Annotated in this window: 10 protein-coding genes; 3 read left to right on the forward strand and 7 right to left on the reverse strand. The window is 31.7% G+C overall.

Features of this window, described 5'->3' with window-relative positions; translation table 11 throughout:
- Positions 1-75: 75 nt before the first annotated feature.
- Positions 76-519, reverse strand: a complete 444-nt coding sequence (locus tag Q0921_RS00820; protein ID WP_299251853.1) for a type I restriction enzyme HsdR N-terminal domain-containing protein — start codon at positions 517-519, stop codon at positions 76-78.
- Positions 520-545: 26 nt separating this feature from the next.
- Between Q0921_RS00820 and holA the strand changes: the two genes are divergently transcribed.
- The gene (gene holA, locus Q0921_RS00825) at positions 546-1,550 is read left to right on the forward strand and encodes a DNA polymerase III subunit delta (protein WP_299251856.1); all 1,005 of its coding nucleotides are present in this window, start codon (positions 546-548) and stop codon (positions 1,548-1,550) included.
- A gap of 17 nt (positions 1,551-1,567) precedes the next feature.
- Here the strand turns inward: holA and Q0921_RS00830 are convergent, their stop codons facing one another.
- Positions 1,568-2,548: a lipid A-modifier LpxR family protein gene (locus tag Q0921_RS00830; protein ID WP_299251859.1), complete on the reverse strand. Its 981-nt coding sequence runs from the start codon at positions 2,546-2,548 to the stop codon at positions 1,568-1,570.
- 197 nt (positions 2,549-2,745) lie between these two features.
- Between Q0921_RS00830 and Q0921_RS00835 the strand changes: the two genes are divergently transcribed.
- The gene (locus Q0921_RS00835; RefSeq protein ID WP_299251862.1) at positions 2,746-4,101 is read left to right on the forward strand and encodes an MFS transporter; all 1,356 of its coding nucleotides are present in this window, start codon (positions 2,746-2,748) and stop codon (positions 4,099-4,101) included.
- Positions 4,102-4,110: 9 nt separating this feature from the next.
- On the opposite strand, the gene Q0921_RS00840 is transcribed toward Q0921_RS00835, so the two are convergent.
- From Q0921_RS00840 to Q0921_RS00850, 3 genes are all read right to left on the reverse strand, one after another.
- Complete coding sequence (locus tag Q0921_RS00840; protein ID WP_299251865.1) at positions 4,111-4,839, reverse strand: SDR family oxidoreductase; 729 nt, start codon at positions 4,837-4,839, stop codon at positions 4,111-4,113.
- Positions 4,840-4,854: 15 nt separating this feature from the next.
- The gene (nudK, locus tag Q0921_RS00845; RefSeq protein WP_299251868.1) at positions 4,855-5,439 is read right to left on the reverse strand and encodes a GDP-mannose pyrophosphatase NudK; all 585 of its coding nucleotides are present in this window, start codon (positions 5,437-5,439) and stop codon (positions 4,855-4,857) included.
- A 73-nt stretch (positions 5,440-5,512) separates the two neighbouring features.
- A complete protein-coding gene (locus Q0921_RS00850) occupies positions 5,513-5,968 on the reverse strand; it encodes an Lrp/AsnC family transcriptional regulator (protein WP_299251871.1) in 456 nt (151 codons plus the stop codon).
- Between the two features lie 174 nt (positions 5,969-6,142).
- Here Q0921_RS00850 and Q0921_RS00855 point away from each other — a divergent pair, with 174 nt between their 5' ends.
- Positions 6,143-7,426 carry a cystathionine gamma-synthase family protein gene (locus Q0921_RS00855; protein ID WP_299251874.1) on the forward strand — a complete coding sequence of 428 codons (1,284 nt, stop codon included), beginning with the start codon at positions 6,143-6,145 and terminating at the stop codon, positions 7,424-7,426.
- Positions 7,427-7,485: 59 nt separating this feature from the next.
- On the opposite strand, the gene Q0921_RS00860 is transcribed toward Q0921_RS00855, so the two are convergent.
- Both Q0921_RS00860 and Q0921_RS00865 read right to left on the reverse strand, forming a co-directional pair.
- Positions 7,486-8,718: a glycosyl hydrolase family 18 protein gene (locus Q0921_RS00860; protein ID WP_299251877.1), complete on the reverse strand. Its 1,233-nt coding sequence runs from the start codon at positions 8,716-8,718 to the stop codon at positions 7,486-7,488.
- A gap of 141 nt (positions 8,719-8,859) precedes the next feature.
- A complete protein-coding gene (locus Q0921_RS00865) occupies positions 8,860-11,871 on the reverse strand; it encodes an RICIN domain-containing protein (RefSeq protein ID WP_299251880.1) in 3,012 nt (1,003 codons plus the stop codon).
- Between the last annotated feature and the right edge of the window lie 667 nt (positions 11,872-12,538).

Below are 12,538 nucleotides of genomic sequence, written 5' to 3' on the forward strand. Positions count from 1 at the left end.
GCAATTCATCTTTATTGAAAAGTAATTTGTATTAAAATGGCAGTTAATTTATTGAAAATAAATGTCACTGAAGTATTATTTATAATCAGGGATATCTTTTAGAAAAGTATATTGTTTTTCATTATAGTCCATCTGACAATAATAATGACTCATACCGTTAGTAATCATAAGATATTCGGAATTCAGAGAAAGGTTGTAACGGGCAATCTGATCAAAAACTTCTTGAGTAATCTTTATGGAATGTGATTTACATTCTATGATAAGATATATAGTGCCATCTGGATTAAATATAATGATATCATACCTCTTATTCATATCATTAACTTTTACCATTTTCTCTACGTTAATAAGGCTTTCGGGATATTTTTTTTCTTCTATAAGATAATGTATGGTATGTTGTCTTACCCATTCTTCTGGTGTAAGGATGATAAATTTTTTGCGAATTCTGTCAAAAATAGAAACTTTATTTTCGCTACTTTTGAACCTGAACTGGTATGCTGGAAAATTGAGGTTTTGCATAACACAAATTTGATGATTTTTTCTGAATGGATGAAGTAAAACAGATTGTAAGCGATATAAAGAATGGAAATATCAAGCCTATTTATTTTTTGATGGGCGAAGAACCATATTATATTGATAGGATTTCAGAATATATTGACAAGAATATACTTGAAGAGGAGGAGAAAGGTTTTAACCAAATGGTATTGTATGGGCGTGATGTTAGTATTGAAGATATTGTATCAAATGCTAAGCGATATCCCATGATGGCTGAGCGCCAAGTTGTGATTGTAAAAGAAGCACAAGATTTATCTAGAACTATAGAGAAATTAGCAGATTATGTCGAAAATCCACAACCCACTACAGTTTTAGTAATTTGTTATAAGTACAAGAAAATTGATAAGCGTAAAAAACTCTATAAAATAGTTGCAAAAAATGGAGTGATTTTTGAAAGTAAAAAACTCTATGAAAACCAGGTCTCGGATTGGATCCGAAGAGTTTTGGCTGGAGCAAATTACAGTATTGAACCAAAAGCTTCCCAAATGTTGGTAGAATTTTTAGGTACAGATTTAAATAAGATCAATAATGAATTAGAAAAATTGAAGTTGATCATGCCTAAGGGAGATCAGATTACAGCAGATAAGATTGAAGAGAATATCGGAATCAGCAAAGAGTTTAATAATTTCGAATTACGCAAGGCAATTGGCATTAGAGATGTTTTAAAAGCACATAGAATTATCAACTACTTTGCTCAGAACCCTAAAGACAATCCATTAGTGGTTACTATATCTTTATTGTACAGTTTCTTTTCTCAGGTATTACAATACCACGGATTATCTGATAAGTCTAAAGGCAGCGTTGCTAGTGCGCTACGAATCAATCCATATTTCGTGAGTGATTACTCTGATGCAGCACGTAATTACCCGATGAAAAAGGTAAGCCAGATTATAGCGCTATTAAGAGAAGCAGATGTTAAAAGTAAAGGAGTAGGAGCCGCTAATCTTCCTCCAAGTGATATTCTTAAAGAACTTTTAGTAAAAATAATGGGGTAATTGCTGTTACTATTTAGTTAAAATCGATAAGCTACATTAAACGTTCCATATCCATGATTCTCAATGTTATTTAAAACTCCTGTGGACCATTGATATATGAAATTAGCAGAGATACTATTGATAGAATAATATAGTCCGCTACTTAGGTGCCAAGATACATTGTTAAGATCATCCACACCGTATGCTTTTTCATTAAATAAATTACCCTGTATCGTCGCATTATAGCCTACAAAATGTGTTTCCGCATTAAATTTAAAAAATAATTCAGAATGTTTTTTAGGCAATAATAGTGAATTTTGAAAACTGCTAGATTTAGTAACGCTTTCAAATTTTCCAATTCTGAAACCGGCTTGAGGTGCAGCTCTAATGTATAGATTTCCTAGATGGATGTTCCCACCAACATAAGTGCTAAACCACTTAGCATTAGGATGTAAATCATACGTAAAAGAACTTTTGAAATTAAAGATGAATTGATCTTCTAATTGAAATTGCCAACCATCATATACAGGATCTCCTGTAATATTTTCGTGAAACCAAGTTTGTATTTCTCCAGCCTGCGAAGAAGGTCCAATGACACCAGCAAGAATCTCTGATTTTAAAAAGGATTTTCCGAATGTGTAAGTAGTAGTTAGAGTAGCATACAACAAACCTGCAAATGGGCGATCAAAGTCATCTCTATCTTCAATTTCTGGTGTAACTGCAAATTCTCTTACCATAGATGGAGTATATCCCTCTAGTCTTACACCTAATGTATAAAACAAATTCTTTTTATTTTTAAATAAATATTGTAAACCTAAAAACTTCTCAGTCTTAAAGGCATATTCTAATCCCATTCCATAAGAATAGTACCGATCAGAATCTCTGAACACGGCAAAAATATCATTATCAATAATTACTTTTAATTCTGAATTAAAAGTTTCTTCTTGAGTCTGAGATATCAGAGTAGGAGTAACTAGTAAAGAAATTAAAAATATGGAAAAAGTAATTTTTGAATTCATTTCGACTGACTTTTTATGTTTTCGGCTATAAAAATAAAAATCAGCCTTTTTGGATATGTACTCTTTAACTTTTAAAGTTATCTCAAACAATTTTATCTTTTTAGCACTCTATTTTCTAGCGTATTATGAAGGGGTTTGATATGACAAATTAATGGTATTTTAACTAAATTAGAAATTGAATCGATTAAATTTAAAGAATGAAAATATTTCAATTCTTTACGAAATCAATTTTTCCAATTCTATTGGTGAATTTTATAGGGATTCTAGGATATAGTATTGTAATTCCAATTCTTATATTCATAGTTACTGATTTAGGAGGTAATGGTTTTGTTTATGGAATTCTGGGAGCGATGTATCCATTTTTTCAATTTATTGGAGCTCCAATCTTAGGTAGACTTTCGGATCGAATAGGAAGAAAGAAAGTATTGGTGATCAGTCAAGCGGGAACGTTTGTTGCTTGGTCATTGTTTTTAATAGCATTAATACTTCCTGAGATTAAGTTATGGTCATCTGATTCTGAATTTACAGGCAACTATATTATGACACTTCCTTTAATTCTACTTTTTCTTGCTAGAATTTTTGATGGGTTTACGGGCGGAAATGTATCCGTAGCGAATGCCTATCTGTCTGATATTTCCACAGACGAAGATCGTGATAAGAATTTCGGAATGATGGGAGCTTCTACCAGTTTAGGGTTTGTGCTAGGACCTGCAGTTGCAGGAATTTTAGCTTCAACTATTTTAGGAGAAATATTGCCAATTATTTTAGCTGCTATTATTTCACTAGTAGCAATTATTGTTATTTTTATAAGATTACCAGAAAGTAATCCGTGTATGGTAGATACAGGGGGTCTGAATTTTAAATCTTTTAGAAGATTTTTTCAGGTCGAACATAAAGATTGCTTTTCTGGAAGTACTATTGAAAATGGTGCTACTAAAAATGACAACAGCTTTAAAGGTGTATTAGGTCAAAAAGGTATTCCGTTATTGTTTTCAATCTATTTTTTAACATTTTTGGCTTTTAGTCTATTTTATGCAGGCTTGCCTATATATGCTTCTACCATGTTGGATTGGACAGCTGTTGATCTTGGAATCTTTCTAGCGTATTCTAGTTTTATTATGATTTTAGTTCAGGGACCTTTATTATCATTCGTTTCAGGCAAAATTCCTAATATTAGATTAGTCGCAGTCGGAACGGTGTTATTGTCAGTAAGCTTTTTCCTTCTTTCTAATCCTAGTATTATTATATTGTATGTAGCTAATACATTATTGTCTTTAGGAAATGGTTTGATGTGGCCCAGTTTTCTTTCACTTTTATCAAAAACTGGGAACTCAACAATGCAAGGTGCTATTCAGGGTTATGGTAATAGTATGGGCAGCTTAGCGAGTATTTTTGGGCTAATCCTTGGTGGAATCATGTTTGAAAGTATCAATGTTATGATATTTACAATAGGAGCATGTGTATTTTTGGTAATACTGATACTCCTATTGATAAATTATTTTCAAACTAAAAGCACATCTGTAAAGATTGAGCAACAAATAGAAATAATTTGATAATAATATTTAAGTTTTAGGATTTGTAGCAAAAACAGTAGCTTCAGTAATAAATCCACGATCATCCATTTCTAATAGACTAGAAATTGTATGCGCTATTTCTTCTCCTCTTAACTTAGTGTTTTGCTCAGCTTCCGTATATTTTTTTTGACTAATGTTTTTATCCACACGATTATCAGAAAAGCTAGTCATCACCTCACTCGGGTTTACTTGCATTACGCGTATGTTATGAGGGCGCAATTCATTTCTCCAGCTTTCTGTCATTCCGCGGAGCGCAAATTTAGTAGCAACATAAGGAGAAGCTGTTGGTGAACCTTTTAGAGAGGAAGTAGATCCTATGTTAATGATATTTCCGTAATCCTGATCAATAAAATGTTTAGCAGATTCTTTAGCACACAAAGTAGCGCCAAGAATGTTGGTCTTAAACTGATCCGTGAATTTATCAGCTTCAATATCTATTAATTTCGAAATATACCCATAACCAGCATTATTAACTAGTGTGTTAAGACCATTCATTTTAACTTTAGCTTGATCAACCATAAAATGCACCTGATCCTCCTTAGTCACATCGGCTCTTATATAATCTATGTTTAGTTCTTTTGCTGTTTGCTTTAATGTTGCTTCATTTCTTCCAGAGATAATTACCCGTGCGCCTTTTTCTTTAAGTAGTTTAGCAGTCGCTTTTCCTATTCCCGAGTTTCCTCCTGTAATTAATACTTTAACGTCTTTTATGTTCATGAATTCTAGAAATTTTTAGTTAGTTATAAGATTATGGATTTTTGCGTATTGTAATAACATTATGGTTTTTCCATCTTTAATTTCTCCAGTGTAGATCATGTTAAATGCTTGGTCAAAATCTAATTCTATCACTTCAATGTTTTCTTGTTCTTCTGCTAGACCTCCTCCGTCACTCACTTTCATTTCTTTATCATATTCAGCTACAAAAAAATGTACAATTTCTGTCACCGAACCAGGAGACATATAGGATTCAAAAATTTTTTTAACCTTCGATACTTTGTAACCTGTCTCTTCTTCTGTTTCTTTTCTTATACAATTCTCAGCATTATCTTTATCTAATAATCCTGCACAGGATTCAATTAACATTCCGGTTGGGTTTCCATTTACATATGTTGGTAACCTAAACTGTTTGGTAAGTATGACTTTCTTATTATCAGCATTATATAAAAGTATTGTGGCTCCATTTCCTCGATCGTATGCTTCTCTTGAATGCGTTTCCCATTGACCATCTTTTTTTTGATAATTATATGTTACTTTATTTAAGGTATACCAATTATCAGACAATAATTCTGTTTTGAGTATTTTAATTTTATCATTCATACTTTATTGCTACTTCAGTAAACAAAGGTATATGATGAACTCTAAATCTTTTGTTAAGCCGAAATATAATTTTCTATGGAATTGGTAAAAATGAAAAACCTTTTACTTCGGTCATCACAAATGAGCTTTGTACTTTAGAAATATTTTCTAGTGAAGCTAATTTGTTAGAAAGAAAATGCTGGTAACTCTCCATATCTTCGGCATATATTTTTATTAAATAATCAAACATACCAGCTACATGATAACATTCTACCACTTCTGGAAATTGCTGAATATCTTTTTCGAATTTTTTAAGATAATCTGTTTGGTGCAGGTTTAGGGTAACGTTACAAAAAACCATAAGCTGTAATCCTACTTTTTTTCTGTTGAGAATGGCTTTGTAAGATTTTATATATCCTTCACGTTCCAGTTTTTTTACCCGTTCGAAAATTGGAGTAGTGGTTAGACTTAATCGTTCTGCGATCTCTTTGATGGTTATTTTGCCATCTTTTTGCAATAAATTAAGGATAGATCGATCTATTTTGTCCATAATATTTTTCTATACATATTTAATATTCTAAACAAAAATAGAATAATATTCTTTTTATACTTTATATTTTAATATTTAATGCTGAAATATATCATTTATTTAGTTTTAAATTCTTTTATGCTTAGCTTTAATTTTTAGAAAAACACATATACTAAAAGATAAAACAACCACGATATGAGCAAGCACGAATTTAATCCAGAGAGTTTAATGATGACCTATGGTTATAAACCTGAGTTATCTGAAGGAGCCATTAAATGTCCAATATTTCAAACTTCAACTTTTGTTTTTAAAACAGCAGAAGAGGGTAAAGCATTTTTTGAATTAGCGTATGGGCTAAGAGAGAAATCAGAAAAGGAAGAATTGGGATTAATCTATAGTAGAATTAATAATCCTAATCTTGAAATTTTAGAAAATAGATTGTGTCTTTGGGATAAGGCAGATGATTGTGCAGTGTTCGAGAGTGGAATGTCTGCTATTAGTACTGTATTGTTAGAGTTCTTAAAACCAGGTGATTTATTGGTGTATAGTAATCCTGTTTATGGAGGAACAGATCATTTTATACATCACTTTTTAGACAAAATAGGAGTAGATACGATAGGAGTGATGCCTAACCAGAGCATGGAAGAAGTAGAGGAAATGATACAAACTTCTGGTAAAGCCGATAAACTAGCTATGATTTATCTGGAAACCCCAGCGAATCCAACAAATGATATTGTAGATATAGAAAAATTTAGTCAGATTGCAGCTAAATATAGTACCGAGGATAGAAAAGCGTTGGTTGCTGTTGATAATACATATATGGGGCCTCTATGGCAACATCCATTGCAATGTGGTGCTGACCTAGTATTATATTCTGCTACTAAATATATAGGAGGTCATAGTGATCTTATTGCAGGAGCGGTTCTAGGAAATGCAGAGCTAATGGTTCGTGTTAAAACTTTACGTACTTTTCTGGGTAATATGGTAAGTCCTCATACAGCTTGGTTATTGTTAAGAAGTTTAGAAACATTAAAGGTACGCATGGATCAGCAAACTCATAATGCTCAGATTGTTGCGGATTATTTAGATAAACATTCTAAAGTTGAAAAAGTGTATTATCTGGGATTATTAAAAAAGGGAACAGAGGCGCATAATATTTACGAGAAGCAATGTTCTGCACCAGGAGCAATGGTTTCTTTTGATATCATTGGAGGTGAAAAAGAAGCATTTATGTTTCTTAATAATCTTAAGTTAATGAAACTAGCGGTAAGTTTAGGTGGAACAGAGAGTTTATCAGAACATCCTAAAACTATGACACACGCTGGTGTAGATGAAGCACAACGACAACAAATGAATATTACTGATCAACTAGTAAGATTGTCTATAGGAGTAGAAAGTGCTAAAGATCTGATTTGGGATCTAGAGCAAGCATTAGAAAAAGTTGATGTTACTAATGCCTTAGAAATAGAAACTATCTAAAAATAGTAATCCAAGGTTAAAGAAACCCAGATACAAAGTGTCTGGGTTTTTATATTTTACTATTGTTCTGAAAATTTCTCGTTTAATAAACCCCATAATTCGGTATAACCATCATCATATCCTAGTGCCCAAATTCCGATACCTCCAATTTTATTACTTTTTACCCAATCATATTTAATAGACAATGATGTAGTGTCTTCAAAAAATAATTGTCTGTATTTCTTGTTGCTATCTTTAATAATAAGATAACTTGAAGCACTTTTTTTATCAAACTGAACAGGTATTTTTAGGGAGTCGATATATATATCCTTTATTGTATAATACCGAGGATGCGATTTAAATCTACTAACTAACGCACCTATTTCAGGTTTATTCGTATACCATTCAGCTCCGTAATACGGCAATCCAATAATTAGTTTGCTAAGATCTACGCCTTTGTCATTGTAGTAATCAACAGATTTTTCTAGACCATTTCCAAATAGTTGACTTGTTTTAAAAGGTGTTACAGGTCCAGTAGTTTTACTAAAACTGCCATAGTAATCATACCCCATTAATGTGTAAAAATCTATGTATGGATCAATAGCCTGTATATCAAAAACATCATTCCAATCAATGGCATAAAGACAGAGAGATATCATATAATTAGGATTATCTTGTTTCAGGCTTTTAGAAATTTCAATAATAAATTTGGTTAAGTACTCTTTGTCCTCTTTAAGAACTCCTTCAAAATCAATATTTATACCATTAGCAGATCTAAAAGCTAGTAAATTTGATATACTATCTATTAATGTCTTTTGAGCTTTTCGATTTTCTAAAAATATCGAATTATTTTCTCTTCCAAAATTGGAAACAGACAAAAATACTTTGCAGTCTTTTGCCTTGGCGCTATCAATTAGAGAAGTAGTTTTCCATTGATGAATACTTTTATAGCTGCCAGTTTTTGGTTCTAGCGCATAAGAAAAGTAGGAGAGTCCCCATAACATTGAGAAATTGTAATTTTTATAGGAAGAACCGTTGGAGTATATATGCCAACCGAATGTCTTCGTGTTTGGATGAACTTTTCCTTTTCTATGAATTACTTTTTTGTCAACTCTTTTATTCAGACTGTCCCATTGTTCCTCTGTATTAAAATTATAAGTTTCATTTTTTTGACTTTGTAATTGACGATCACTTATAACATTACTACTATCATTAGACTTTGTTACATTTTTGTTTTTTTGTTTGGATTGATGTATATTATTACAGCTAATTAAAAAGACTAACGTACTAATAGTAAAGAATAGTTTCTTCATAATTACTTATTTGATAAGTAAAGATAATCTTATGGTTTAGACCTTGAATCGGAATAGATTTTTTTTATAAGAGTTAACCATACGAACAATTAAGCTAGCAACAGATACAGCGTTATTTGGTATGTGAAAAAATATTAAGTTTTAGTTTTTAATAAAAAAGGAATTATATGATTTTTTATCATCAAGTAGTAGAATAAAATAATTTCCTAAGGGAATATTATCTAAATTAATCTTGATCAGGTCTTCCTTAGATGTTACTTCTTTTATGGATCTACCCATGAAATCATATACCTTAATTTGTATAGGTTTGCTAAAATGCTTGTTAGGTATTTCAATATTTAATAGTGTATGAGCAGGGTTTGGGTACAAAACCATGTTTGATATAGATAAATCTTCTATCTCTAATACTTCAGTTTCTAAAAACTCAAAACTATACTCACGATTTTGACTATTAGTATTGACGCAATCCCATAATTGAAAATGAGTTCCATCTGCACTGTTTCCACCTTTTAGATCAAGACATTTACTAGAGGTTTTTGCAATAATATTGAATTTGCAACCATCGATTTCTTTTATTTCCCACTGCTGACTATCATTACCAGAAAAAGCAGCTTCTTCAATATGATCTCCATTAGTATTACCTGTTGTACTCATATATTTACCGGTTTCGATATTTTTAATATAATAATATCCTGTATCGGCATTTTCTAAGTTCCATTTTCCAGCACTACTATCATTACAGCTTTGTTGTGTGATAGCATATCCATTACTTTCTATAGCATTTATACATTTACCATGAGTAGTTTTTATTCTATAAATATTTTCATCTTCAATCACAGTATTATCGCAATCTAGCACTTCGTCACTGCAATTACTGATTAGATATTTTTCAAAATCTATCAGAGGCCAGGCGGCTTTACACCAGTTTGTTATTCTATTAGTAATACTGCAATGGACAGTAAAATTATCTTTAATTCTAGGGATAATATCATAAAACTTATCAGCATAATGATATAATAATCTACCTTGATTAGGGTTTCCGAAATGTGGAACCGATATTAAGTCTGTTGTTGTCTTAGAAGCAAAGTCTAACTGATAGTCTCCACCATCTGCCGTTCTAGGCCAAGTACTTAAATCATATTTTTCGGCTTCATTAAGAAATTGGAGCAGCATAGCTTCTAATACTTTATCGGATAAACCAGCCTCTATATTATCTAGTTGTTTTACAATATCATAAGAAGGATCGTGAAACTCCTGATTGCTATTACTACTTCCCATCATTTCCCATATACCTTGATTGGATATTCTAAATCCTTCATTTTCCGGACCATTATTTCCTGACCAAGTACGGATTTGATACATATGATTAATTGCAGAGAAACGACGTAATGGTTCATTAATTCCAGAATAGTATTCTGCAAATCCCATAAACGGTGTGTGATAATTAAAATCTGTTGGATTAGTTCCTCCTACAAATCCATTTCCTCCATTAATTACAAATTGTAGGTTGTACCAAGTTGATGTTTCATAGTGAGCTGTCTTATGTTCTTGACCTACATAATGTCTACTATTATCTGAAGTAAAATGAGCCGGTACTTCAAACACCGAATACCATTTTACTGGCCATTGTCTTTCCAGAGGTTGATCTTCTTCTACATTTGGAACTGTTTGTGGAGCTTTATCTTGTAAATTAAATTCATTAACCAACTCAAAGTACTTTACAGCCTGAAGTCTAGCCATACTGGTTTTTGCCATTTCCAGATCAATACCATTGGCTAAGTGTTGATTCGCATTTCCTTCATCTGATCTCCAGTGATTAGTATTGCTTGCTCCATGTTGGTAGAAATATCTAAAACCAGTTCTTCCATCAAGTCCTATTCCTAAATATCGTAATTTTTGAGGTACGTTAAAACTTTCAATAGTACTAGGGTTGTAGTTGTTCGTAAACTGAGATCTTATAGCTTGATAGTTTTTTATTGGATTTTGAGCATCTGGTAAGGTATTGTTCCACCATTCATTTTTAGTATAAGCATCTTTTGGATGTATGATAGGTAACCAATGCTTCCAGTCTGGGAATTGGATAGCAAGCGGTAATATGGTGCGATCTTCCATTTTATCAGAATCAAAAACACTTCGAATACCTATTTTACTAGTTCCATTTGTAAAAATATAAGGAGCCATATCGGCATCATTTTCTAATACCCATTCTAAACCAGCTCCAGCTGCCCATTGTACTATAGGTATATCTTTTAGTATAGGGCCAGGTTGATAAGGAGGATTCCAGGGTCTTCCGTATCTACCAACAGTAGAATTTGATGATAAACTTCTAATATAAGCAGCAATATCTTTTCCTTCTTGTTCTGTCATTCCATGGAATTTGGAACGTTCAATTATTGATAGGTTGGAGTAGCTGAACATTTCGAGATCTCTTCCATCTTGTGTATGACAATCTGTACATTTAGCTCTAATTGTTCTTCTATTGGGGATAGTCTTTCCATACCAAAATCCCTCATTATTATTTAATGTATAGTGATTCCATAAATCTTTATTATACCATAGATTTTCTCCATTTTGAACAGAACTATTATCTGGAGCTGTCCAATTACTTGGGGTGTCTTCTATAAAGGAACTTTCTGCTAAAAGCCTAGTGTTATTTGAATCTATTAAATTCATTTTGATAACACGATATCCTATAGAAATACCATCAGATGTGTCAAATCTAAATTGTATAGTATTAGTTCCTTCTTGTAATCCATTTGCAGGTATAGTAAGTCGGATAGTGTTAAAACCTCCATGTACCATTCCTCCATAGGCTAACTCTTTTGGGTGTATTTCGGCGGTATTATGATTTAGTTGAAGCCATGCCCCTTCGTTTATTTTAACTGAACCTTTGTTTTGGTAACTTAGATTATTAATCGTTAACCATAATCTATCGGCAATATTAACAGTTTGGGCATTTAGTTCTATACTTTGTGATATGACCAAACCTTCTTCGCCTAAAATTTCTATTGGCAGCACTATTTTATCAGCTAATACTATAGGCTTTTCAATTAAGGTATCGGCTGTTTCAAATTTAGTATCCTCTATGGTTAAGATGAAAAATGTAAAAGTAAATAAAACAAATATTAAAGAGGAGATATAAAAACTTTTCAAAACGGGAAGATTTTAGACTATATATATTGTGAATCAACTCAATGGTTAATGAAAATTGTATGTCAAGGACTTGTTTGTTGTATCGTAAATACTTAAGTTTTTAACATTCTAAATTTATAATATGACTGAATGAATTAAAACTTGTTTTTAGTATATGAAGGAGTTGACCTAGAATTCGTAGCATATCTATGGATTTATCAAAAAGTGAATCCATTTTAGCTTTTGTCAGCTATCTGAAAAATTAGTTGTTATTTTTTAAATAATGATTTAATTTTTAAAGCTTATTTAGAATCAATTGCACCATATCCAAAAAAAAGATAGTTAATTGATAAATAAGTGATAATATTTTTTTTGTATAATCACCTGTAATTAAAGCTTTTAAGTTGTAATAGGGGATATCCCACTGTGCATTTCGGGTGTTTTCCCCCATTGCGCGATGTGTATTCCTGAAGTATATTTGTACCAGAGATATTAATAAAAGATTTATAAACCATTTTTACACATACAAGATTATGAACTTACTAGGCATTAACTTCCGTTTTATTTTAGATTTTTTAAAAGAACTTCCTAAAGCAAGTAGTCACGCTATCCACAGGTAGTAGTTACAAACAAACAGTAAGGATTAAATACAGGGGTATTTAGGTATTTAATAAATTACGAAAGCAAT

It is taken from the genome of uncultured Aquimarina sp. (assembly GCF_947496855.1).
GTDB lineage: Bacteria > Bacteroidota > Bacteroidia > Flavobacteriales > Flavobacteriaceae > Aquimarina.